General features: G+C 60.5%; 21 protein-coding genes and 1 pseudogene. 15 read left to right on the forward strand and 7 right to left on the reverse strand.

All coding sequences use genetic code 11. The features are described 5' to 3' along the window. The first annotated feature begins 98 nt into the window (after nt 1-98). The 6 genes from Q9R34_RS06840 (at nt 99) to Q9R34_RS06865 (ending at nt 6,731) form a co-directional block, all read left to right on the forward strand. Nucleotides 99-2,450, forward strand: a complete 2,352-nt coding sequence (locus Q9R34_RS06840; RefSeq protein ID WP_485892907.1) for a TonB-dependent receptor domain-containing protein — start codon at nt 99-101, stop codon at nt 2,448-2,450. Between the two features lie 55 nt (nt 2,451-2,505). After that, nucleotides 2,506-3,537 (forward strand): hemin-degrading factor, encoded by a 1,032-nt coding sequence (locus Q9R34_RS06845; protein ID WP_485892908.1) that lies wholly within the window; start codon nt 2,506-2,508, stop codon nt 3,535-3,537. Beyond that, on the forward strand, nt 3,534-4,358 hold the full coding sequence (locus tag Q9R34_RS06850) for a heme/hemin ABC transporter substrate-binding protein (protein WP_485892909.1): 825 nt from the start codon (nt 3,534-3,536) through the stop codon (nt 4,356-4,358). Before Q9R34_RS06845 ends, Q9R34_RS06850 begins: the two co-directional genes overlap by 4 nt. Further along, complete coding sequence (locus tag Q9R34_RS06855) at nt 4,351-5,349, forward strand: FecCD family ABC transporter permease (RefSeq protein WP_485892910.1); 999 nt, start codon at nt 4,351-4,353, stop codon at nt 5,347-5,349. Before Q9R34_RS06850 ends, Q9R34_RS06855 begins: the two co-directional genes overlap by 8 nt. Next, nucleotides 5,346-6,125, forward strand: coding sequence for a heme ABC transporter ATP-binding protein (locus tag Q9R34_RS06860; RefSeq protein ID WP_485892997.1), 780 nt, complete (start codon nt 5,346-5,348; stop codon nt 6,123-6,125). The genes Q9R34_RS06855 and Q9R34_RS06860 overlap by 4 nt, the downstream gene beginning before the upstream one ends. 96 nt (nt 6,126-6,221) lie before the next feature. Next, nucleotides 6,222-6,731 (forward strand): CinA family protein, encoded by a 510-nt coding sequence (locus Q9R34_RS06865; RefSeq protein WP_485892911.1) that lies wholly within the window; start codon nt 6,222-6,224, stop codon nt 6,729-6,731. Here Q9R34_RS06865 and acuI read toward each other — a convergent pair. Then, on the reverse strand, nt 6,728-7,711 hold the full coding sequence (gene acuI, locus Q9R34_RS06870) for an acrylyl-CoA reductase (NADPH) (protein WP_485892912.1): 984 nt from the start codon (nt 7,709-7,711) through the stop codon (nt 6,728-6,730). The two genes, Q9R34_RS06865 and acuI, sit on opposite strands and share 4 nt — an antisense overlap. Nucleotides 7,712-8,285: 574 nt before the next feature. Between acuI and Q9R34_RS06875 the strand changes: the two genes are divergently transcribed. Then, nucleotides 8,286-10,448, forward strand: a complete 2,163-nt coding sequence (locus Q9R34_RS06875; protein WP_485892913.1) for an ornithine decarboxylase — start codon at nt 8,286-8,288, stop codon at nt 10,446-10,448. Nucleotides 10,449-11,390: 942 nt separating this feature from the next. Here Q9R34_RS06875 and mltC read toward each other — a convergent pair. Genes mltC through mutY form a run of 3 tightly spaced genes read right to left on the reverse strand, consistent with a single transcriptional unit; the run spans nt 11,391 to nt 13,885 of the window. Continuing rightward, nucleotides 11,391-12,470: a membrane-bound lytic murein transglycosylase MltC gene (mltC, locus tag Q9R34_RS06880; RefSeq protein ID WP_434125734.1), complete on the reverse strand. Its 1,080-nt coding sequence runs from the start codon at nt 12,468-12,470 to the stop codon at nt 11,391-11,393. 57 nt (nt 12,471-12,527) lie between these two features. Further along, complete coding sequence (locus Q9R34_RS06885) at nt 12,528-12,800, reverse strand: oxidative damage protection protein (protein ID WP_033792153.1); 273 nt, start codon at nt 12,798-12,800, stop codon at nt 12,528-12,530. Beyond that, the gene (gene mutY, locus Q9R34_RS06890; protein WP_485892914.1) at nt 12,800-13,885 is read right to left on the reverse strand and encodes an A/G-specific adenine glycosylase; all 1,086 of its coding nucleotides are present in this window, start codon (nt 13,883-13,885) and stop codon (nt 12,800-12,802) included. The genes Q9R34_RS06885 and mutY overlap by 1 nt, the downstream gene beginning before the upstream one ends. A gap of 155 nt (nt 13,886-14,040) precedes the next feature. On the opposite strand from mutY, the gene trmB reads away from it, so the two are divergent. The 3 genes from trmB to Q9R34_RS06905 all read left to right on the forward strand — a co-directional run bounded on the left by trmB (nt 14,041) and on the right by Q9R34_RS06905 (nt 15,998). After that, the gene (trmB, locus tag Q9R34_RS06895) at nt 14,041-14,760 is read left to right on the forward strand and encodes a tRNA (guanosine(46)-N7)-methyltransferase TrmB (RefSeq protein WP_434125737.1); all 720 of its coding nucleotides are present in this window, start codon (nt 14,041-14,043) and stop codon (nt 14,758-14,760) included. Next, complete coding sequence (locus Q9R34_RS06900) at nt 14,760-15,086, forward strand: YggL family protein (protein WP_434125738.1); 327 nt, start codon at nt 14,760-14,762, stop codon at nt 15,084-15,086. The genes trmB and Q9R34_RS06900 overlap by 1 nt, the downstream gene beginning before the upstream one ends. Before the next feature lie 198 nt (nt 15,087-15,284). Continuing rightward, nucleotides 15,285-15,998, forward strand: a complete 714-nt coding sequence (locus Q9R34_RS06905) for a YggN family protein (protein WP_434125739.1) — start codon at nt 15,285-15,287, stop codon at nt 15,996-15,998. Nucleotides 15,999-16,040: 42 nt separating this feature from the next. Here Q9R34_RS06905 and Q9R34_RS06910 read toward each other — a convergent pair whose 3' ends face one another. The 3 genes from Q9R34_RS06910 to cspE form a co-directional block, all read right to left on the reverse strand. Further along, complete coding sequence (locus tag Q9R34_RS06910) at nt 16,041-16,286, reverse strand: DUF2543 family protein (protein ID WP_434125741.1); 246 nt, start codon at nt 16,284-16,286, stop codon at nt 16,041-16,043. Between the two features lie 51 nt (nt 16,287-16,337). Continuing rightward, nucleotides 16,338-16,814, reverse strand: coding sequence for a cold-shock protein (locus Q9R34_RS06915; protein WP_434125743.1), 477 nt, complete (start codon nt 16,812-16,814; stop codon nt 16,338-16,340). Nucleotides 16,815-17,072: 258 nt separating this feature from the next. Then, nucleotides 17,073-17,285 carry a transcription antiterminator/RNA stability regulator CspE gene (gene cspE, locus Q9R34_RS06920; protein ID WP_434125745.1) on the reverse strand — a complete coding sequence of 71 codons (213 nt, stop codon included), beginning with the start codon at nt 17,283-17,285 and terminating at the stop codon, nt 17,073-17,075. Nucleotides 17,286-17,665: 380 nt separating this feature from the next. Here cspE and Q9R34_RS06925 point away from each other — a divergent pair, with 380 nt between their 5' ends. From Q9R34_RS06925 to Q9R34_RS06945, 5 genes and pseudogenes are all read left to right on the forward strand, one after another. Next, on the forward strand, nt 17,666-19,309 hold the full coding sequence (locus Q9R34_RS06925) for an ATP-binding protein (RefSeq protein ID WP_485892915.1): 1,644 nt from the start codon (nt 17,666-17,668) through the stop codon (nt 19,307-19,309). Further along, nucleotides 19,296-19,994: a response regulator gene (locus Q9R34_RS06930; protein WP_434125748.1), complete on the forward strand. Its 699-nt coding sequence runs from the start codon at nt 19,296-19,298 to the stop codon at nt 19,992-19,994. The genes Q9R34_RS06925 and Q9R34_RS06930 overlap by 14 nt, the downstream gene beginning before the upstream one ends. Before the next feature lie 179 nt (nt 19,995-20,173). Next, nucleotides 20,174-21,262 carry an ABC transporter substrate-binding protein gene (locus Q9R34_RS06935; RefSeq protein ID WP_485892916.1) on the forward strand — a complete coding sequence of 363 codons (1,089 nt, stop codon included), beginning with the start codon at nt 20,174-20,176 and terminating at the stop codon, nt 21,260-21,262. A gap of 71 nt (nt 21,263-21,333) precedes the next feature. Further along, nucleotides 21,334-23,103, forward strand: a pseudogene (locus Q9R34_RS06940) (ABC transporter permease). Next, on the forward strand, nt 23,096-24,166 hold the full coding sequence (locus Q9R34_RS06945) for an ABC transporter ATP-binding protein (protein ID WP_485892917.1): 1,071 nt from the start codon (nt 23,096-23,098) through the stop codon (nt 24,164-24,166). Before Q9R34_RS06940 ends, Q9R34_RS06945 begins: the two are co-directional and overlap by 8 nt. Nucleotides 24,167-24,200: the final 34 nt, after the last annotated feature.

A 24,200-nucleotide genomic window follows, 5' to 3' on the forward strand; every position in this document is an offset into this window, starting at 1 on the left:
ATGACGTTTTTCTTTACGGTTTTATGTGCGAAGCCGGAATTTAGCTACTGACAGCAAGTAAGTGAGCAAATACTAACAATCAAAAGGTATTTGCGCTTATGTCTTTAATGTTTCAGGGATTGACCCAACAGCGGCTGTGTAAAATTGCGCTGCTCGCCTCATCTGTTCACGCCGCCTGCGGCTACGCCGCCAGCGATTCGCCTCTCATTGACACCGCCAGCAGCGATGCGGTGATGACCGTCACCGCGCCGAAACCCAAAGCGGGCAACAAAACCACCCTGACCGCAGCCGATCTGCAAAAGCGCGGCGCGAACGACTTCGGTTCCATCATGCGCTACGAGCCGCTGATCGCCGCTACCGGCTCGGCGGGCGGCTCCTCCTCGGGCAAAAGCGGCTTCGATCGCGCAGGCTACAGCGGCTACAACATTCGCGGACTGGAGAGCAACCGCGTCGGACTTGACGTTGACGGCATTCCGTTGCCGGACGCCACCGGCCGCGCCTATGCCAGCCGTGCTGGCAACAATACCTTTGGTATCGGTCGCGGCGACTACATCGATCCCTATATGTTCGGCAGCATCGAGATTGAGAAGGGCGCGACCGCGGTCGATCAGCCCAACGCCTCGATTGGCGGCAACGTCTCATTTCACAACAAAAGCGCCGACGACTACCTGAGCGGCAGCAAAAACACGTACTTCGGCTATCAGAGCAACTACAACTCCGCTGACCGCAGCTGGCACAACGGCATCACGGCCGCGGCGGGTGACGACGAACTGCGCGGCCTGTTCGTCTACAGCCGCCGCGACGGCCAGGAGACGCAGAACAACAGTGGCGTGAAGCAGGCCTATCCGGCTAACTGGCACTCCGACGCCTTTATGACCTCCGGCATCTGGCAGCCGAACGACCAGCACAAGCTGAGCGCCACCTTCGACTACTACCACAAAACCAATCACACCCACTACGACGGCTGGGATACCTCCGGCAACACCGTCTGGGGCACCTCGCAGCAGCAGAGCGACACGCGCCGCTTCGGCGTCAGCCTGGCGGATGAGTGGACGCCCTATAACGATTTGCTCGATACGCTGACCACGCGCTTCTACTGGCAAAAAACCGAGTCGCACGACAATACGTTTATGCCGGGCAGCGCCAGCGCGTATCAAAGGGTCTATTCGGATTACAACACCCGCAGCCTGGGCTTCGACACGCGCGCCAGCAAAATCGTCGGCCGCCATGAGCTAAGCGCCGGCGTCAACGCCCGCACGGAAAACAGCGAGCGTCCGTTCCGCCAGTCGCCCGCGCCGAGCCAGACCAGCGTGATTATGCAGCCGCAGGCCGACAGCCGCAGCTACACCCTCGCGGGTTACCTGCAGGATAAAATCAATTTCGACGCCGAGGGTCATAATGTCGCGGTTATTCCCGGCGTGCGCGTGATGTATCAGAACACCAAACCGCGCAACCTCGCCGATCTCGCCGCTGGCAGCAGCGTGCTGACCGACGCGCAGCTGGAAACGCTCTACGGATCCGGCAACAGCGACACCGAAGTGCTGCCATCGCTCACCCTGCAGTACGATCTCACCCCTGCGCTTATCACTTATTTGCAGTACAAGCGCGGCGTACAGTTCCCGACCGCCAGCCAGCTTTATGGCTCCTGGAACCTTGGATCCAGTTACGCCGGGCGCGCCCAGTACGCGCTGATCGGTAATGCGGATCTCGACACGGAAACCAGCAACAACTTCGAGTGGGGCCTGAAAGGCCACGCGGTGGAAGGCGTGACGGTAAACGCCTCGCTGTTCTACAACCAGTATAAAAACTTTATCGCCTACACGCGCTACACCCGCGCCGGTAATCCCGATAAGTTCGTCAACGTGCCGGGCAACATCTATACCACCTATCAGGCGGAGAACCGCGACAAGGCCTATATCTACGGCGCTGAGCTGGCGACCCGCATCAACTTCGGCAGCTGGTTCCAGCCGGTCGACGGGCTGAGCGCCACCTTCGCGCTGGGCTATAACGAAGGGAAATCGAAGTCGAGCTACTCAGGCGATAAATATGTCGATCTTGACAGCGTCGCGCCGCTGAAGGCGATTGTCGGACTGGCGTGGGACGACGTGCAGCGCGGCTATGGCGCGGCCGTGACCGCGACCTTCGTGGAAGGCAAGCGCGCCACCGAGACCGGCCGTGAAAGCTACATCAACAGCGGCGCGGCGCTCGCTGACGCCGCCGGCGAGTATATGCGCGTGCCGGGTTATGGCATGGTGGATGCAACGGCCTACTGGCAGGTGGCGAAAAACGTCCGGCTGAGCGGCGGCGTCTATAACCTGACCGACCGCAAATACTGGGATTACACCAGCAGCCGCGAGCTGACCAGCGACACGGCGCAGGATCGCAACGACGTGACGCTGGCGGTGATGCCGGGCCGGACGTACCAGCTGGGCGTCAACGTCGATTTCTAATCACTGGAACGCCCTGCGCAGGCGCAGGGCGCATCTCTTAGAGGAGCAAGGCGCAATGAATTCACTGTGGCAGCACTACCAGACGCTGAAAAGCCGTCATCCGAAAAAATACGCCCGCGAGCTGGCTGCGCTGATGGGCATCAGCGAAGCGGAGCTGTGCGCAGCGCGCGTCGACCAGGAGGCGCAGCCGCTGAAGCCGCAGTTTCGCGAGCTGCTGTCGGCGCTGGAGGCGGTGGGCGAAACGAAAAGCATCACCCGCAATGAATATGCGGTGCATGAGCATCTTGGCCTTTATCAGAACCTGAAGCTGGGCGATCACGCCGGGCTGGTGCTGAACCCGCGCGCGCTCGACCTGCGCATCTTCCTCAGCCAGTGGCGCAGCGCTTTCTTTCTGCGCGAGCAGAGCGCGCGCGGCGAGCGGCAAAGCATTCAGATCTTCGATCGTCACGGTGACGCGGTGCTGAAAATCTACGCCACCGACCACACCGATATGGCGGCCTGGCAGGCGCTGATCGCGCGCTTTGTCGACGACGCGTCCGCCGCGCTGCATGTAGAGCCTGTGGAAACCGCCCGCTTCGCCGAGCATATCGACGCCGCCGCTATCCACAGCGAATGGCGCGCCATGACCGACGTGCATCAGTTTTTCGCTCTGCTGAAGCGTCATAACGTCTCGCGGCCTCAGGCGTTTCGCGCGGCGGGCAGCGATCTGGCGTGGCGGGTGGATAACGACGCGCTGGCGCGGCTGCTGACGCTGGCGCAGCGAGACGGCAACGAAATTATGATCTTCGTCGGCAATCGCGGCTGCACCCAGATCTTTACCGGCGCGGTGGAAAAAGTGGCGCCGATGGAGAACTGGCTCAACCTGTTCAATACGCGCTTCACGCTGCACCTGATGGCGGATCGCATCCACGAAAGCTGGGTGACGCGCAAACCGACCGGCGACGGCTTCGTCACCAGCCTGGAACTGTTCGCGGCCGACGGCACGCAGATCGCCCAGCTCTACGGCCAGCGCAGCGAAGGCACGCCGGAGCAGGCGTGCTGGCGCGAGCAGGTGACCTCGCTGAGCGCGGCGGGAGAAGCCGTATGAAAGGGGTAATCGCCGGCCTAACGCTGCTGCTGGCGCTGCCGTCGCTGGCGGCGGATCGGGTGATCTCCATCGGCGGCGACGTCACGCAGATCGTCTACGCGCTTGGCGCGCAGCAGGCGCTGGTAGCGCGCGACAGCACCAGCCAGCATCCGGCGCTGGCGAAGCGGCTGCCGGACATCGGCTATATGCGTCAGCTCAACGCCGAAGGCATTCTGGCGCTGAAGCCGACGCTGGTGCTGAGCAGCGAGCTGGCGAAACCGTCGCTGGCGCTGCAGCAGGTCGCTCAGGCTGGCGTTAAGGTGGTGGAGATAAGCGGCGAGAACAGCCTGGCGGCGATCCCCAAAAAGATCGCCGCCATCGGCAAGGCGCTGCACCGCGACGAAGAGGCGCAGGCGCTGGCGCAGCAGGTTAACCGGACGCTGGCGGCACTGCCGAAGCGGCCGCTGCCGGTGAAGGTGCTGTTTATTATGTCGCACAGCGGCATGAAGTCGCTGGCGGCGGGCAGCGATACCGCCGCCGACGGCGCCATCCGCAGCGCGGGCCTGATCAACGCCATGGCGGCGGTGCCGCGCTATCAGCCGCTGTCGCAGGAGGGCGTCATCGCCGCCGCGCCAGATCTGGTGGTGATCGGCGATGATGGGCTGAAAACCCTCGGCGACGAAGAGAAGGTGTGGCAGCTGCCGGGCCTGGCGCTGACCCCGGCTGGCCAGCATAAGAACCTGCTGGTGATCGATGAGATGGCGCTGCTCGGTTTCGGCCTGGATACGCCAGGCGCCATCGTTAAGCTGCGCAAAGCGGCGGAAGCGGCGCGGCATGAGTAATGGTGCCGCGCCGCGCTGGCTGGCGCTGATGCTGGCGAGCATGCTGGCGGCGATGGCGCTGGCGGCGAATCTTGGCGCGATGCCGCTGTCGCTGCGCGCGCTGTGGCGGGCGCCGCTCAGCGATATGGTCTGGCAGATCTGGCTGCATATCCGCCTGCCGCGCGTGCTGCTGGCGGTGCTGATCGGCATGGCGCTGGCGGTCTCCGGGGCGGTGATGCAGGGGCTGTTTCGCAATCCGCTCGCCGATCCCGGCCTGCTCGGCATCAGCAGCGGCGCGGGGCTGGCGGTGGCGATCGCCATTCTTCTGCCGCTGACGCTGCCCCCGCTGCTGGCGCTCTGGCTGCCGACCCTGGCGGCCTTTCTCGGCAGCCTGGCGGTGATGGCGCTGATCTTCAGCCTTAGCCAGCGGGCGCAGGGCAGCCTGGCACGGCTGCTGCTGGTGGGCATCGCCATCAACGCGCTGTGCGGCGCGGCGGTGGGCGTGCTCTCCTGGCTCAGCAACGACCAGCAGCTGCGTCAGCTTTCGCTGTGGGGCATGGGCAGCCTGAGCCAGGCGCAGTGGCCGATGCTGGCGGTTTGCGCCGCCTTTATCCTGCCAGCGCTGCTGCTGACGCAGCGACGCGCGCGCCATCTTAACCTGCTGCAGCTGGGCGAAGAGGATGCGCACTATATGGGCCTCGACGTCAGGCGCACCCAGCGGCAGCTGCTGACGCTGAGCGCGCTGCTGGTAGGTGCGGCGGTTTCGGTCAGCGGCATTATCGGCTTCGTGGGCCTGGTCGTGCCGCACGTAATGCGCTTCTGCCTTGGCAGCGATCACCGCTGGATGTTGCCCGGTTCGGCGCTGGCGGGCGCGATCCTGCTGCTGCTGGCGGATACGCTGGCGCGCATCCTGGTGGTGCCCGCCGAGATGCCGGTAGGACTGTTGACCAGCCTGCTGGGCGGTCCCTGGTTTCTCTGGCAGATCCTGCGCCAGCAGCGAGGAGTGGAATAATGGATCAGTTAGAGGCGCGCAGCCTGCGCTATGCACGCGGCGGACGGGTGCTGATCGACGCGCTGGATCTGTCGCTGGCGTCGGGCGAGCTGGTGGCGCTGATTGGCCCGAACGGCGCAGGCAAATCGACGCTGCTGCGGATGCTGACCGGCTTTCTGACGCCCGATGAGGGCGAGTGTCGGCTGGGCGATCGTGCTTTAGCGGCCTGGCCGCGCGCGCGGCTGGCGCAGCGGCGCGCGGTGATGCGCCAGCAGAATCCGGTCGCCTTCACGCTGCCCGCCGCCGACGTGGTGGCGATGGGCCGCGCGCCCTGGCCTGCCGCAGGCGCGGCGGCCATCGTCGAGGAGGTGATGGCGCTGACCGGCTGCAGCGAGCTGGCCGGGCGCGACTATCGGCAGCTTTCCGGCGGCGAACAGCAGCGCGTGCAGCTGGCGCGCGTGCTGGCGCAGCTCTGGCGCGACGGGTCGCCGCGCGGCTGGCTGTTTCTCGACGAGCCGACCTCGGCGCTCGATCTCTACTGGCAGCAGAAGACGCTGCGGCTGCTGCACCAGCTGTCGCGCCAGAGCGATTTCGGCGTTTGCGCCGTGCTGCACGATCTCAACCTGGCCGCGCTCTGGGCGGATCGCATTCTGCTGCTGCATCAGGGCAGTCTGGTGGCGCAGGGCTCGCCGCAGGCGGTGATGACCGAGGCGACGCTGACGCGCTGGTATCGGGCGGACCTGCGCGTCTCTGCTCATCATGAAAGCGGCAGGCCGACGATTCAGCTGCGCGCATAAAGCCGTTTGGCTTATTATTCATGGTGTTAGTGCTTAGCGGCGCGCCAATTTTCGGCCATACTTTCTACTCTGAATCACTGAACAGGGAAGCAAGATATGAATGATGCATTAGATCAGGCCGCCGAACAGCTTGGCGAGCGGCTTCTCTCCTCTGAGTGGCGGTTAGCGACCGCCGAGTCCTGCACCGCCGGCTTGATCAGCATGACGCTGGCGAAAGTGGAAAACAGCGGCAACTTCTATACCAGCGGCTTCGTCACCTACAGCGATAAGGCGAAAAGCCAGCTGCTCGGGGTGCGGCCGGAGACCCTGGAGGCGCATACCGCGGTGAGCGAACAGACGGCGCGCGAGATGGCGATCGGCGCGCGCGAGCGCTCCGGCGAGCCGGTCAGCCTGTCGATTACCGGCTATGCCGGACCGGATGGCGGCGAAGACGGCACGCCCGCTGGAACCATCTGGTTTGGCTGGACCTTGCCCGACGGCAGCGTGGTGGCGGAGATGCGACGCTTCGAGGGCGAGCCGAAAGCGGTGATGGAGCAGGGCGCGCAGTTCGCGCTGGCGCGCCTTGCGGTGCTGCTGCGCGACGTCGCCCTGCATCAAACCGCTTAGCGGCAGTCGACAATCAGGCGGCCGCGCACCTTGCCCTCCAGCAGATCCTGCGCGCCCTGTTTCGCTTCGCTGAGCGGGATCAGCGTCGTAAGCTGGGTCAGCGTGTCGCCGTTCAACAGTTCGCCAAGGCGCTGCCACGCCTGCTGGCGCAGCGGTTTCGGACACATGACGCTGTCGATGCCGGTCAGGGTGACGCCGCGCAGGATAAAGGGCGCGACGCTGGCGGGCAGATCCAGCCCCTGCGCCATGCCGCAGGCGGCGACCACGCCGTCGCGCTGGGTGGCGGCCAGCACGTTGCTCAGCGTATGGCTGCCGACACTGTCGATTGCCGCCGCCCAGCGCTCTTTCGCCAGCGGCTTGCCGGGCTGCGACAGCTCGTTGCGGTCGATAACCGAACGCGCGCCGAGCGTATCGATCAGATAACCTTCGTCGCTGGCGCGTCCGCTGGCGGCGATTACCTCAAAACCCAGGCGCGCCAGCAGGCTGACGCTGAAACTGCCGACGCCGCCGCTCGCGCCGGTGACCAGCACCGGGCCGCGATCCGGCGTCACGCCCTGTTTCTCCAGCGCCATCACGCACAGCATCGCGGTAAAGCCCGCGGTACCGATCGCCATGGTCTGTAGCGGGCTAAGCGTGGCGGGCACTTCAACCAGCCAGTCGCCTGGCACGCTCGCTTTCTGCGCCAGGCCGCCCCACTGTTTCTCGCCAACGCCCCAGCCGGTCAGCAGCGCCACGTCGTCCAGCCGCCACTCTGGATGGCGGCTGGCGGTGACGCGGCCGACGAAATCGATGCCCGGCACCATCGGGAAATGACGCACGATCGGCCCTTTATTGCAGATGGCGAGCGCATCTTTGTAGTTGAGGGTGGAGTAGGCGACGTCGATGGTGACGTCATGGTCGGGCAGCTGAGATTCGTTGAGTTCTTTCAGGTTGGTGCGGTAGCCTTGCTCATCATTTTCAATGACTAATGCTGTAAACATGCAGCCTCCGGCATTCAGGAAATGTGCCGGCCAGTCTACTCCTCCTCGGGGGTAAGGGGTAGAGCGTGCGCAGAGGCGGCAGGAAAGCGCCGGGAAATGCATAAACTTTCATAAAGCAAAGATAATTAAGCATTTATTTAAGGCGTTTGTTTTTTAAATGCTTATTTATCATGACGTTGCATATTTATCGCCTCCCGGGTTATTAAGCCGGGCGGGTTGTTCCCGCGCGAAAAAAATGACATGATTGCGCCTCTTTTTACCTGCCCGTCGAGGATTTGCTATGGCCGGAATATTGCGCAACCGCACCTGCCGCCGCTCGCTTTGCCCTGTGCGCAAGGCGCTCCTCTCTGCTCGCCGCTTTCCGCTGTGCCCGCTCATCATGCGGTGAGGCCAGCTAAACGTTCGCTGTTGGGCATGCGTAAAGACAGACGCCATCTGGCTTTACTGATGTCTATCGGGTGCGGCTTTCGCTTTTGCTCTGACTCCGCTTCCGCCTGACGTTATTCGCCGGGGAATCTTCCCTATTGCCGTGCCTCTGGCACCCACTCATCCTTCACCGTTGGGGATTTGTGTTATGACACCACTGAAAATTGCCGCCAGCGTTGCTGTGGCTCCCAGCCTTACCCTCAATACCGGGCGTGACGTAGTGACGCTGGACAACACCGACTTTACCGATGTGGCGGCAGTGGTCGTCTCGCTGGCCGATACGCGCAGCGGCGTGCTGGCCCTGCTGCGCCATACCGGCTTCAATCTGCCGGTGTTTGTCGCCAACGCCTGGGAGGAGGAGGTGCTGCATCTGCCGGGCGTGACCGGCGAGCTGAACGGCTCCGCGCAGGAGTGGGCGGCGCTGGAAGCGGCCGCGGCGGAGTATGAGGCGAACCTGCTGCCGCCGTTTTTCGATACCCTGACGCGCTATGTTGATATGCAGAACAGCACTTTCGCCTGTCCTGGCCATCAGGGCGGGGCATTTTTCCGTAAGCACCCGGCGGGACGGCAGTTTTACGATTTTTACGGCGAAAACGTGTTTCGCTCCGACATGTGCAACGCCGACGTTAAGCTCGGCGATCTGCTGATTCACGAAGGCTCGGCGAAAGATGCGCAGAAGTTCGCGGCAAAGGTCTTCAACGCGGATAAAACCTACTTTGTGCTGAACGGCACTTCCAGCGCCAACAAAGTGGTGACCAATGCGCTGCTGACGCGCGGCGATCTGGTGCTGTTCGACCGCAATAACCATAAATCGAACCATCACGGCGCGCTGATCCAGGCGGGCGCGACGCCAGTCTATCTGGAGGCGGCGCGCAATCCTTTCGGCTTTATCGGCGGCATCGACGCGCACTGCTTCGACGAGGCCTGGCTGCGCGAGCGGATCAAAGAGGTGGCGCCGCAGCGCGCCGGAGAAGCGCGTCCTTTCCGGCTGGCGATTATTCAGCTCGGCACCTACGACGGCACGGTTTATAACGCGCGTCAGGTGGTGAATCGCATCGGGCATCTCTGCGATTACATCCTGTTCGACTCCGCGTGGCTCGGCTATGAGCAGTTTATTCCGGTAATGGCGGGCACCTCGCCGCTGACGCTGGAACTCACTGAACAAGACCCGGGCATCTTTGTTACCCAGTCGGTGCATAAGCAGCTGGCCGGTTTTTCGCAGACGTCGCAGATCCATAAAAAAGATAACCATATTCGCGGTCAGAAACGCTTTTGCCCGCACAAGCGGCTGAACAACGCTTTTATGCTGCACGCCTCCACCAGCCCCTTTTATCCGCTCTTCGCCGCGCTGGACGTTAATGCAAAGATGCATCAGGGGGAGGCGGGCCGCCAGCTGTGGCAGTCGTGCGTGACGCTCGGCATCGAGGCGCGCAAGGCGATCCTCGATCGCTGCAAGATGATCCTGCCGTTTGTACCGGAGCAGGTAGACGGCATGCGCTGGCAGGATGCATCCACGGAGAGCATCGCCCGCGACAGCCGCTACTTCAGCTTTGAACCCGAGGCGAAGTGGCACGGTTTTGCCGGGTACGCGCAGGATCAGTATCTGGTCGATCCCTGCAAGCTGCTGCTGACCACGCCGGGCATCGACGCGGCGAGCGGCGAGTATGCTGACTTCGGCATTCCCGCCACTATTCTCGCCAACTACCTGCGCGAAAACGGCATTGTGCCGGAGAAGTGCGATCTGAACTCTATCCTGTTTCTGCTGACGCCAGCGGAAAGCCCGGAGAAGATGGCACACCTGGTAGCGATGCTGGCGCAGTTCGAACAGCAGGTCAGAGAGGATGCGCCGCTGGCGGAGGTGCTGCCGACGATTTACCGCAAAAATCAGGCGCGCTACAAGGGCTATACCCTGCGTCAGCTCTGCCAGGAGATGCACGATCTCTACGTCAGCTTCGACGTGAAGGATCTGCAGAGGGCGATGTTCCGGCAGCAGCGTTTTCCGGCGGTGAAGGTGAACCCGCAGGACGCGCATCAGGCCTATATTCGCGGCGACGTCGAGCTGGTGCCGATCGCGCAGGCCGAAGGACGCATCGCTGCCGAAGGCGCGCTGCCTTACCCGCCAGGCGTGCTCTGCGTGGTGCCGGGCGAGGTGTGGGGCGGCGCGGTGCAGCGCTATTTCCTGGCGCTGGAAGAGGGCGTCAATCAGCTGCCGGGCTTCTCGCCGGAGCTGCAGGGGGTTTATACCGAGGATGACGGGCAGGGGCGTCTTCAGCTGGTGGCGAATATGATCGTGGAGGGGCGCTTGACCTGACGGAAGGTTTGCCTGGCGGCGGTGCGGGTTTCGTTCGCCTGACAGCCGAGGAGTTTCATTTCGCCCGCTGCGGGCGACCGAGCAGGGCCGGTGGGCGCCGGCCCTGCACCCGCGCCCCGGGCCAGCTCACCCGCCCGCTGCGCGGGTCCCTTCGCTCCGGCAGGATTTCTGACGGACCGCGCAGGACAGGCCGTCCTGGCCTGGCCCGCGCTTTCGGCGACGTCCTGTCGCCTCATCCTGAAATCCTTCCTTCGCTCAGCGGCTGCGATGGCCCCTAAAACCCCTGCTGCACGTCCAGACTCTTAAAGGCGCATCTTCGTCGCTGAAAGCATGGGTCATGCGTTCAGACGACGGTGTCGTTAATAAAAAATAAGGAAATCACAGACGGGGCAGTGTCAGGGGCATCCGACACGCTGAGGCGCGCACGGCGGCCAGGACGAGCCGACAGGAGGTCGGCGAGAGGGAGGGCCAGGCCAGGACGGCCTGTCCGGACGGGTCCGTGCGGCCGACGTAAGCAACGAAGGCACCGCGCGAAGCGCGGCGTGGAGGCTGCCGGAAGCGGGGATTGTTAAGGGGCTGGCGAGCCCCTTAACACGCACGCCAGCAGCGGAGCGGCTGAAACTCCTTGCCGTCTGGCGGGCGGAACCCGCTCAGCGCCCTGCCTGCGCAGCAGGCTAACCCGCCTGGCGGGCGGAACCCGCTCAGAGCACGTTCGCGCAGCGAACCTGAACCATCTGGCGGGCGGAACCCGCTCAGCGCCTGCCTGCGCAGCAGGCCACCCCGCCTGGCGGGCGGAACCCACTCAGCGCCTGCCTGCGCAGCAGGCCACCCCGCCTGGCGGGCGGAACCCGCTCAGCGCCCGCCTGCGCAGCAGGCCAACCCGGAACCCGCTCAGAGCAAGTTCGCGCAGCGAACCAGAGCCTCTGCGCAGCAGCCACCCTGTCAATAACGCCGATAGCTGCGCTGCGCCGTGCTCACCTTATACAGATAGCGCCGTGACTCCGCCGACGGATGCCGCGTCGTCAGCGTGTTATAAACCTCCCCAGGCGACATATTATTTATGGCGTTAAAAGCGCGATCCTTATCGCTGGAGAAGACGCGCAGCACGCTGCCCGCGCCGCCGTTGTAGGCGGTGATCACCGCATAGCGACGCGATACCGGATCCTGGATCCCGCCCAGATAGCTCTTCTGCAACAGCGAAAGATAGGCGGTGCCCGCATCAATATTGTTCTCGGGATCGAGCAGATAGCTGCGGCTCGGCTTGCCCCACTTGCCCTTCATGCGGAACACATCGACGCCTGCGGTATGCTGCACCACCTGCATCAGCCCCAGCGCGTCGGAATGGCTGACCGCATAGGGGTTGAAGCTCGACTCGGTCTGCATAATCGCCAGAATCAGCGACGCGTCGACGCCGTACTCCTCGGCGGCCTTACGCACCATCGGCAGATATTTGTGCGCACGTTTGTCGAGGTGGTTAGGCACCATTGGAATGGTGACCGAGTAGATAACATGCAGGCCGGAAACGCGGCGCTGCAGTTTATTTTGCAGCAGGTAGTCGGCGAAGTTGCCCGCGCGGCCCTGCCAGCGAATCGGCTGGCCGGTGTTGTCCAGCACCTGGCCGTAGAGCAGCGGCTCTTTGCTGATAACAATATCGTTGGCGTCGGAATAGAGATCGACATTGCCTGGATCGTCGCCGATCAGCAGCGTGGTCACGATCGCCTGGCGCAGGCTGGCCATCGGATCGGTACCGGAAATGGTTTCGATAGTGATGTTGCCGCTTTCGAAGTTGATATGGCTGCGGGTGTAATAGTTGTCGCTGTATTTGACGTAATCTTTTGGTCCGGCGATCAGGACTTCGTTGATACCCCAAATGTTCTCAATGTTATGCGCAAACTGGCCCATTAAAATATCGAAGCCGTTGGTGTCCTTTACCCACTCTTCGTGATACTGCGAAGACTTCTTTCCTGAGCAGGAGACCAAAAGAGGGGCGATCACCAGCAGTGCGAGTAATTTCTTATTCATTGTAAATACGTGCCTGACCCGGAAAAGAGAGGGGCCTCAACGCTGAGGCCCTAAAATTTATGCTTCTGGCGGCGTATAGCCTTCGATATGGACCTCTTTGCCTTCAAACAGGAAATTCACCATCTCCTTTTCCAGCACTTTGCGGTCTTCTGGATTCATCATGTTGAGCTTTTTCTCGTTGATCAACATGGTCTGTTTGGCCATCCACTTCTGCCAGGCTTCTTTGGAAATCTCATTGTAGATGCGCTTGCCCAGTTCGCCTGGATAGAGCTGGAAATCCTGCCCTTCGGCGTCGCGCTGTAGAAACGTACAAAAAATCGTGCGGCTCATTACTTTTCCTCTCTTATCTCATGCCGGTGCAGGGCCAGCTGTTGCGGGTGACGTAGCTCGTGCAGAAGCCGCTCAACCGGCGCCGCCAGCCCCACTGACGGCGGCTGGGCTAAGTTATACCAGAGACCGCCTGGTTCATCCATTGCCGCCCCGACAGATGACCACGATAGCCACATTGGGACAATATCCAGGTGGAAATGGCTAAAGGTGTGGCGAAACGCGGTGAGCTGCTGCGGCTTTGCATCAATGCCGCGCGCCTGCAGCCAGCTGTGCAGCGCATCCTCAGTAGGAAACTGTGGGAAACAGAACAGGCCGCCCCATAACCCCACCGGCGGGCGCTGCTCAAGCCAGACGTCGTCGCCATCCTGCAGCAGCAAAAACCAGCCGCTGCGCTCCGGCAGGATCTGCTTCGGCTTTTTGCCGGGATAGCTCGCCTGGCTATTACTGGCGTAGGCGATACAGCCGCTGTTAAGCGGGCAGATGTCGCATTTGGGCTTCGAGCGGGTGCAGACCAGCGCGCCGAGATCCATCATCGCCTGATTGAACTGGCTGACGCCCTCCGCTGGCGTGACCGTTTCGCTGATCTCCCATAGCCGCTTTTCGACCTCTTTTTTACCTGGCCAGCCTTCAACCGCGTAACAACGAGCCAGCACGCGCTTTACGTTACCGTCAAGGATGGGGAAGTGCTGGCCGAGCGACAGCGACAGCACTGCGCCTGCGGTGGAGCGCCCCACGCCAGGCAACGCCGCAACGTCGTCGAAGTTGCGCGGGAACTCGCCCTGATGCCGATCGGCTATCTGCTCCGCCGCCTTATGCAGGTTGCGCGCGCGGGCGTAGTAGCCGAGTCCGGTCCAGAGGTGCAGCACCTCGTCGAGCGGTGCGGCGGCCAGATCGGTGACGGTGGGAAAGCGCGCCATAAAGCGTTCGAAATAGGGAATAACGGTGGCGACCTGGGTCTGCTGCAGCATCACTTCAGAGAGCCACACCTTATAGGGCGTTTTCTCCTGCTGCCACGGCAGGGTCTTGCGGCCAAAGCGCTGATACCAGTCCAGCACCTGTTGCGCGAACTGCGGCGCTTGCATCATAAGAAGGAAATTTTCCGTGATTACTCTACACTCAGGCAGGCATTCCAGCACAGGCGCGGCCCCGGTGTAAACCTGAAGATCGCAAGGGCTTGCTTCTGCTAATTAACTTTGCATAATGCGCCTTTCCCCAAACAGGCTACTCAGCAGGCTACAACATGATTAATGACGTCATCACTCCGGAATTTGATGAGAACGGGCGGCCGCTGCGCCGTATACGCAGTTTTGTGCGCCGCCAGGGGCGTCTGACCAAAGGGCAGCAGCTGGCGCTCGACCAATACTGGCCGGAGATGGGCGTTGAGTTTCAACCCGAGCCGCTGGATCTGACGCACCTGTTTGGCCGCGACGCGCCGGTGGTGCTGGAGATCGGCTTCGGCATGGGCGCCTCGCTGGTAACCATGGCGCAGAATAATCCGCAGCAGAACTTCCTCGGTATTGAAGTGCACGCACCGGGTGTAGGCGCCTGTCTCGCCTCCGCGAAAGAGGCGAACGTCGAGAACCTGCGCGTAATGTGCCACGATGCGGTGGAAGTGCTGGAGAAGATGATCCCGGATAATTCGCTGCGCATGGTACAGCTTTTCTTCCCCGATCCCTGGCATAAAGCGCGCCATAACAAGCGCCGCATCGTGCAGACGCCTTTCGCCGAACTGGTGATGCGCAAGCTGAAGCTGGGCGGGGTATTCCATATGGCGACCGACTGGGAAGCCTACGCCGAACATATGCTGGAGGTGATGAACAGCATTGATGGCTACAAGAACCAGTCGGAAACGCAGGATTACGTGCCGCGTCCGGAGACGCGTCCACTGACCAAATTCGAGCAGCGCGGGCAGCGACTGGGCCACGGCGTTTGGGACTTAATGTTTGAGAGGATTAAATAATGGCCACACATCGCAGCCGCCGTTTACGTAAAAAACTGCATATCGACGAATTTCAGGAGCTGGGCTTTTCGGTCGCCTGGCGCTTCGCCGAGGGCACCACGGAACAGCAGATTGATAAAACCGTCGATGACTTTATCAACGAAGTGATTGCGCCAAACGGCCTCGCCTATGACGGCAGCGGCTATCTGGTGTGGGAGGGCTTGATCTGCCTGCAGAAGACCGGCAAGTGCACCGACGAGCACCGCGAGCTGGTGCGCAAGTGGCTGGAAGATCGTCAGCTGAGCGATGTGCAGGTTACCGAACTTTTCGACGTCTGGTGGGACTAATATTTTTATCCGGCGTTGAGTCCGCTTCAGGCTGGCTTACTTGCGCTACCGACGCCGGGCAGTGCTCGCCTTCCTCACGTACTTCAGTACGCTCCGGAGGCTGTGCGCTGGCCGTCGCCAGGATCGCTGCGCCGCCGACGCCTGACCCTTCAACAGCGGAAAGGCGATTACACGGAATAAGTTTCGTTGGGAGAGATTATGGTTCGTAAAACGCTTATCGCCGCGCTGCTGCTGGCAGCGACGCAGGCGCAGGCTGCCTGGGAGTGCAGCGTCAAACCGCAGGATGACGTGGTGATTAAGCCGCAAAGCGTGCAGGTGGTTGGCGCGAACGGCAACCTGGAGATCTCTCCGCAGGGCGATGTGCAGTTTAACGGCCGGAAGGTGGCGGTGAACAATGCGCAGCGCCAGCAGGCTATCGACTACCAGAACGCGCTGCGTCGCGATCTGCCCTGGATCGATACCGGCGCCTCGTCGCGTCTGGAAAAAAGCCGCATCGCGCTGGATAAGGTGATTGTCGAGAAGCTCGGCGCCGACAGCAACGTACGTAACCGCCTCACCACGCTCAACGGTCAGCTGAAGCAGCAGATGAACCGTATTATCGAACATCGCGACGACGGCCTGACCTTCCATCATCAGGCGATCGACCAGGTGCGCGCCGACGGCGAGCGTCTGGTACAGAGCACCATGGGCGGCGTACTGCAGGACAGCCTGAACGAGATGGGCAGCAAGCAGGCGAGCGGCAACAATCCGCTGCAGGCGATCATGGGCAACCTGGGCGGGCTACAGCAGTCGATTCAGGCGGAGTGGAGCAATCAGGAGCAGGATTTCAAAAACTTCGGGCAGGAAGTCTGTCATCGCGTGATTAGCCTGGAAGATCAGCGCAAGAAGCTGGTCGGCAGCGTGAAGTCGTAAAAAAGGCGGCGCGCCTGTCAGTGACAGGCGCGTCTCACCAGGTTACTCGTTGCCCCACTGGTTAAGAAACTCAGCGATCTCATCAATACGCTGCGCGTCGATGCCCGCTTCGACAGCCATCTCCTGCTGCGCTTCTTCGCTGATCTCCTCATTATTCATCAGGCGCTCAATCAGCAGCTGGAAATAGCGCGCCAGTGAATCGCGTTCCGATTCCTCTACCGGCTTGTCGCTCTCTGTCGCATACTCATCGGCAACGTCGTAGTATTTGATTGGTATTTCATCGTTCATGAAGGATCTCCAGGTAACGCCTGTTCTGTTTTTGGGACAGTCTGCGGTATCTCAGACCTTGAGCATTTTCGCCGTGGCATCGACGTCGATCTCATCTTCCGAGAAGATCAGCGTCGTTCCCTGGAAAGTCGTGATCGCCAGCTTTCTCACCGTGCGCATTTCGCCAGGCTTAGCATCACTTTTCGGCCGGATGTTATTCAACAGTGAACCGACAGAGAGTACGGTGTTCTCTTTATCGATACGCGTATCTGCAGGAACCTCTTCGCTGAAGACCACGAAAGATTTGATTGCGGTGAGCTTGATGCGCTCGCCAGCGATAAAGATATATTTGCTCTCCGGGAGCACCTTCACCGCATAGGCTGACAGCCCTTTGCTGTTGGTGGTGGGTTCGAAGGTCACCGCCGCACTCTTTTTGATCAGTTCAGGGTTGGCGACCTTGATCACATGAAAATAGCGGTTGTCGCCGTTCTCATCTTTGATAAATCCAAAACCCTTGTCCTGAAACCAGGTTGTGATCGTTCCGTTCATCGCCGTTACCGCCTGTTTAATCGTTAATCTACTCAGTTTTTGCAGCGCGCAGTGTAATGCACAATGGCAGTGCCGACTACGGCTTTGGATAAGTGTGGATGATAAATTTAACGGATGCGAGGAGGGAGCGGGCAGCGTCAGGGAAACAGATATAAAAAAACCCGCACGAGGCGGGCTCATTTTATTATCAGCGGCAGCTTAGCCGCTCAGGCTTGCGCCTTCATCGCTGTTGTAAGCGTCGCTGATAACAGGCGCGTCTTACAGCGCGGTGACGTTGCCGGCAGCAGGGCCTTTAGCACCATTTTCAATGGTGAAAGAGACTTTCTGGCCTTCGTCGAGGGTTTTGTAGCTGTCGCTCTGGATAGCAGAGAAGTGTACGAACACATCTTTGCTGCCGTCGTCCGGAGTGATGAAGCCGAAACCTTTGTCAGCGTTGAACCATTTTACTAAACCAGTCATTTTGTTAGACATCGATATTTCCTTAATTTATGAGCCACTTAACGCGGCGAAGATGGCCTGAGAATTACTTATGGGGCGCTTAGGAGAAGGCTCATGAAGAAGGGTATCTTTGGATAACACTTGAACTGAGGACTGCTTTACTAAAACTGCTTTCATAAGGTCTGTATTCCAAACCGATGGCGCTATTAAGCCACAGGAGATAAGGTCTGGCAACATTTGCATTAATTTATTTTAACCGCTTATACACCTGGATGGCTGTATGAGGAGAGCGGTGAGCGCGTTACCGAGATGGTAGCCAGTTCACAACTCTGGAGGTCGCGGCCCGCTGATTGCGCGCGCGCGTGATAGGCTGGCCTGATGCCGCGCACCCATTCTTCTCTGTCACAGGCTGTATGAAACGCAGACTCTCTTTCCAGGTGAAACTCTTCCTTTCGCTGGTGTTATTCTCCTGCCTGCTGCTGGCGCTGCAGGGCGCCATCCTGTTTCACTTTATTGACCGGCAGCTGCATCACGATCTGGGGCAGCGCGCGCGAGTGCAGGCGAGCGAGATTGCGCTGATGCCAGGCCTGGCGGAGAAGGTGGCGAACCGCGATATCGCGGCCATTGCCCGCCTGATCCAGCCGCTGCGCGAGCAAAGCGACGCCAGCTATATCGTGATCGGCGACGCACGCGAGCAGCATCTTTACCACTCTGAATCGCCGGAACGCCTTAACTTGCCGCTGATTGGCGGCGATAACGCCGAGGTGCTGCAGGGGAAAACCATTATTTCGGTGCGTAAGGGCGGCATTGGCATATCACTGCGCAGCAAAGCCCCCATCTTTGATGCCCGCCATCAGGTGATCGGCATCGTTTCGGTCGGTTACCTCACCTCCTGGATCGCCAATCTCAACATCAGCCTGCTGTGGCAGGCGAGCCTGTACGGGCTGGCGCTGCTGCTGCTGCTGTTTATTTTTTCATGGGCTTTTAGCCGCAACCTGAAGAAGCAGATGTTCTGGCTGGAGCCGAAAGATATCGCGCTGCTGGTGCTGCAGCAAAAAGCGCTGCTTGAGGCGATGTATGAAGGCGTCTTTGCCGTCAACGCCGAACGTCAGCTGATTTTAATTAACCGCGCGGCGAGGGAGCTGCTGGAGATCGAGCGCAGCGAGAGCGAACTGCTGGGCAAGCCGCTGCAGGAGGTCGTGCAGATCCATCCCGCCTTCCTCAGCCAGAGCGGCCGCCAGCACGATCAGATCACCGTCCTGAACCAGCGCCAGGTGATCGCTAACCGCGTGGCGATTGAACTTGAACCCGGCGTGCCGGGCGGCTGGGTGTGCAGTTTTCGTGATAAAAATGATATCAACACCCTGAGCAGCCAGCTGAGCCAGATAAAGCGTTATGCGGATAATTTGCGCATTATGCGCCATGAACAGCTCAACTGGACCGCCACGCTGGTGGGGCTGCTGCAAATGCATCGCTACGATGATGCGATGCGCTATATTCAGGCGCAGTCCGCTGGCGCGCAGCAGGTGCTCGATTTCGTCTCGGCGCGCTTCACTTCGCCGGCGCTGTGCGGGCTGCTGCTGGGAAAATATGTCAGCGCGCGGGAAAAAGGGGTTGAGCTACAGTTCGATCCCGCCTGCCAGCTGACCCGTATTCCGGCGGCAATCAGTGAAACGGCGCTGATGTCGGTGGTGGGAAATTTACTCGATAACGCCGTGGATGCCACGCTGAACGCCGGGCATCCGGTCGCGCCCGTTGAACTTTATATCTCCGATCGCAACCAGGAGCTGTTAATTGAGGTGGCCGATCGGGGTTGTGGCGTGGACGAGCAGCTGAAGCCGCATCTGTTTGAGCAGGGCGTGAGCAGCAAACCCGCCAACGGCGATGCGCTGCTGGGGTCGGAACATGGTATTGGCCTCTACCTCGTGGCAGGGTATGTTCATCAGGCGGGCGGCAGCATCGAAATTGAGCACAACTCACCGCGGGGCACCATCTTCTCTGTTTTTATTCCCTATCAGCCCACAGCAATGACAGGACTTTCCCATGAGCAACGTTAAGCCACTCAATGTCGTGATTGTTGAGGATGAGCCGCATCTCGCCGGTTTGCACCGCGAGTTTATTGAGCAGCATTTCCACCTGCGCGTGGCGGGTATTGCGGCCACGCTGGAACAGGCGCGCCAGCTGATCGAGCAACATCAGCCGCGGCTGGTGCTGCTCGACAACTATCTGCCGGACGGGCAGGGCGTCACGCTGATCGACGACCCGCTGCTGAAGCGTTTTGACTGCTCCGTGATCTTTATTACCGCCGCGAGCGACATGCAGACCTGTAGCCATGCGATGCGCAGCGGCGCGCTGGACTATCTGCTCAAGCCGGTCTTTTTTCACCGCCTGCGCGCCTCGCTGGAGCGCTTTATGCTGCTGGTGCAGACGATGCGCCAGATGACCAATGTGGACCAGCATGCGCTGGACAAGCTGTTCAACCTGCCAGCCAGCGACGTCCCGCCCGCGCCGTCGACTAAAGGCATTGAATCTCTGACCCTGACGCGAGTTAAGCGCTTTTTCAGCGATGCGCCTGACCGCAGCTGGTCGGTAGAGCAGGTGGTAGAGAGCGTCGGCATCAGTAAAACCACCGGCCGCCGTTATCTGGAGTATTGCGTGGAGATCGGCTTTATTGGCGTCGAAATGCAGTATGGCAATATTGGCCATCCGCGCCGGCTTTATCGCAAAACTAGCGGCCTGTAATAGTGTGATCGTGCGCAATAAGGGCACGCGTCATCCACGTGGTTTTAATGGTGTTAATTGCCGAAAAAACGCCAATAATCACACTTCATGAAGATAACGCCTGGGCACCTCTTGCCTGACGGACCCGATCGGCTATGTTGACCTTTAGTTCCCAAAGTGTAACTAAAAGGTTAAATATAATGTCGAAAAAATACCCTCTTACTCTGGTTGCCGCTACTCTGTTTCTCTCCTGTTCCGCCTTCTCCGCGCCGCCGCAGGGCTATCCGGCGGACTACCAGGGCGTTATCGACGCCGCCACCAAAGAAGGCAAAGTGGTGATCTATTCCACCACCGACACCAAAGCCGCAGCGCCGCTGATCAAGGGGTTCGAGGCTACCTATCCCGGCATCAAAGTCGAATATAACGACATGAACAGCACCGAGCTGTATAACCGCTTTATCAGCGAGCAGGCTTCTGGCGGCACCAGCGGCGACGTAGTCTGGAGCTCCTCTATGGATACCGGCCTGAAGCTGGCCACCGACTACGCCCAGGAGTATCAGTCGCCCGAGCTTGCGCAGCTGCCGAAGTGGGCGGTGTGGAAAAATCGCGCGTATGGCACCACCTATGAACCGGTGGTGATCATCTATAACAAGCGGCTGATCCCGGCTGGCGAGGTGCCCGATTCGCACGCCGCGCTGGCGAAGCTGATCGCCAGTCAGACCGATAAATTCAAGAGCAAAGTCACCACCTACGATATTGAGAAATCGGGGCTGGGCTTTATGCTGTCGGTGCAGGATTCCAAAGCCGATCCGCACTATTTCAAAACCTTGTCAGAAGTGGCGAAGGGCGGCTTAGCGGTGCAGTCCTCTACCGGCACCATGATGGAGAGGGTCTCTTCCGGCGAAAACCTGATTGGCTTCAATATTCTTGGCTCCTACGCTGAAGCCCGCGCCAAAACCGATCCTTCGCTGGGCATCTCTTATCCGAGGGATTACACGCTGGTGCTGTCGCGCGTCTCCTTTATCAGCCAGCAGGCGCAGAACAGCCATGCGGCGAAGCTGTGGCTCGATTACGTCCTCTCTGAAAAAGGGCAAACCATTCTGGCTAACCAGGCTGACATTCCCTCGCTGCGTAACGATATCGAAGGCAAAAGCGATATCGACGGCCTGACCAAAATGTTAGGCAATGCGCTGAAACCTATCCCGGTAGACGAAAGCCTGCTGGAGTACCTGCAGCCGAAAAAACGTCTGGATTACATCAAGCAGTGGCGCGCAGCCGCCGGTAAATAACGGCAGTTCGGAAGCGCGACCCGCTGCGTCGCGCTTCTCTTTCCTAAGATTTCGCCATTCAGGATCCCAATATGAATGCATTGCGCAGAAAGTGGCAAAGCCTGCCGCGCGGCGTCGTGGTGCTGTTAACCGCGCTGGTTATCTATGTTCCGCTGTCGTTTATTGTCATCCAGAGTTTCTTGTCCGCCCCCTTTTTTGCGCCGTCAAAAGCGTGGAGCCTGGAGTCGTTTGAATTTATTTTCACCGACCCCGACTTCTACAAGGCACTGAAAAGCGGCTTTATTCTCGCCTTTGGGCTGGTGATTATCGCCATTCCGCTGGGCGGCATTCTGGCGTTCCTGATGGTGCGCACCGACCTGCCGGGCAGGCGCATTATCGAGCCGCTGATCCTTGTGCCGATCTTCGTCTCGCCAATGGTGCTGGGTTTCGGCTATGTGGTGGCCGCCGGGCCGGTCGGCTTCTTCTCGCTGTGGGCGCAGTCCCTGCTCGGCTTTGTGCCGTGGAATATCTACGACATGTCGAGCATTGTGGTGATTGCGGGGCTGACGCACGTTCCTCATGCCTACCTCTATATCTCCTCGGCGCTGCGCAGCGTGGGCTCGGATGTCGAAGAGGCGGCGCGCATCGCTGGCGCCTCGCCGCTGCAGGTAATGACGGCAGTGAGCCTGCCGATGGTACGCCCCTCGATCCTCTATGCCGTGGTGCTGCTGTTCTTCCTCGGACTTGAGGTGTTTGGCCTGATGCTGGTGCTGGGCGATCCCGAAGGCAATATGGTGCTGGCGACCTATCTCTACCAGCTGACCAATAAGCTCGGCACGCCTTCGTATCACCTGATGGCCGCGGTGGCCGTGGTGCTGATCTGCATCACCATCCCGCTGGTGATGCTGCAGCGCCGCCTGATGCGCACAGCCAACCGCTTCGTGACCGTTAAGGGCAAAGCGTCGCAAGCGCGCGCTTTGCCGCTGGGGAAATGGCGCTGGGTGGCGGGCGCGGTGGTAGCGTTCTGGCTGACCGTGACCATTGGCGTGCCGCTGCTGGGCGTGGTGCTGCGCGCCTTTATCTCTAACTGGGGCGTCGGCGTCTCGCTGTGGGACGAGCTGTCGATCAAAACCTTCCAGACGATCTGGGCGCAGCCAAATCTGCTGCGCGCCATCGTCAACTCCATGGCGATCGGCGTGATCGGCGGCGCACTGGCGGTGGGTTGCTACCTGTTCATCGGTATCGCCATGCACCGTAAGCCTGACAACACCACGCGCTTCCTCGACTACAGCGTGCTGGTACCGCGCGCCGTGCCGGGGCTGCTGGCGGGCCTGGCGTTTCTCTGGGTGTTTTTGTTCCTGCCGCTGTGGCTGGACAACGCGCTGAAGTCGGGCTAGCTTTCTGATTTCGCCTGGTCGCAGTGGCTGCGCGATAACCTTATTGTCTGGCTGCGCTCGCTGCGCAGCACCATCTTCAGCGTCTGGCTGGCCTACACCGTGGTGTGGATGGCCTATGGCCTGAGGCTGATCTCGTCGACGCTGCTGCAGGTAGGGCCCGAGCTGGAGGAGGCGGCGCGCAGCACCGGCGCCACACGCGGGCAGATTACGCGCCACGTGACCATTCCGCTCTCACGCTACGGCCTGATCGGCTCCTGGCTGCTGATGTTCCTGATTTTTGAACGCGAATACTCCACCGGCGTTTATCTGCTGTCACCCGGCACGGAAACTATCGGCTCGATGCTGGTTTCCCTGTGGGCCGCGGGTGCGATCGATATCGTTGCTGCACTCTCCTTTATTAACATCCTGCTGGTGGTGGTAGGCCTGGGTATCGCCCTGCGATTTGGAGTTAAATTACATGATTGAATTATCAGTAGAAAATCTGCATTTAACCTATGGCGACAACCCGGTTCTGAAAGGGGTCTCCATGAATTTACAGCGCGGCGAAGTGGTGTCGCTGCTTGGCCCCTCCGGCAGCGGTAAAACCACGCTGCTGCGCGCCGTCGCCGGGCTGGAAAAGCCGACGCAGGGCAAGATTATCATTGGCAAAAATCAGGTCTATGCCGGGACGCCGCGCAGCGAGATCCCGGCGGAAGAGCGCAACCTCGGGCTGGTGTTCCAGTCCTACGCGCTGTGGCCGCATAAGACGGTATTTGAGAACGTGGCCTATCCGTTAAAGCTGCGTAAGGTTGCCTCTGCGGAGATTAATCAGCGGGTGCAGGACGTACTCAACCAGCTGGGGCTGGGCCATCTGGGCAAGCGCCATCCGCACCAGCTTTCTGGCGGGCAGCAGCAGCGCGTCGCCATTGGCCGTGCGCTGGTCTATAACCCACCGGTGATCCTGCTGGATGAGCCGCTGTCGAACCTCGACGCCAAGCTGCGTGAAGAGGCGCGCGTCTTCCTGCGTGAGCTGATTATCAAGCTCGGGCTGTCGGCGCTGATGGTGACGCACGACCAAAACGAGGCGATGGCGATTTCCGATCGCATCCTGCTGCTGAATAACGGCAAGATCGAGCAGCAGGGCACGCCGCAGGAGATGTACGGCTCGCCGAAAACCCTGTTTACCGCTGAGTTTATGGGCAGCAATAATCGCCTGCACGGAAAAATCGCCGAGTTGCGCGACGGTAGAGCGCGTATTGAGGGCAAAGGCTGGAGCCTGTGGGGCAGAGCGGGAGAAGGGGTGCAGCAGGGCCAGGAGGCCACGGCGGTGATCCGCGTGGAGCGTGTGAGGCTGGTAGAGGGGCCAGGCGAGAATCAGCTGGAGCTGCCGCTGGTCACCAGCATGTATCTCGGCGACCGCTGGGAGTACCTGTTCCGCACCGCAGGCGACGATTTTGCTATTCGCGCCTACGGCAATGAGGTGCGCGATCCGCAGCACTGCTATCTGGCGCTGCCGGAAAACCATCTGTGGATTTTCCCGAAGGCGTAACGGTGAGGGCGGCCTGTGCCGCCCTCGGCTTTTC

It is taken from the genome of Enterobacter sp. BRE11, from assembly GCF_031844285.1.
Lineage (GTDB): Bacteria > Pseudomonadota > Gammaproteobacteria > Enterobacterales > Enterobacteriaceae > Pantoea.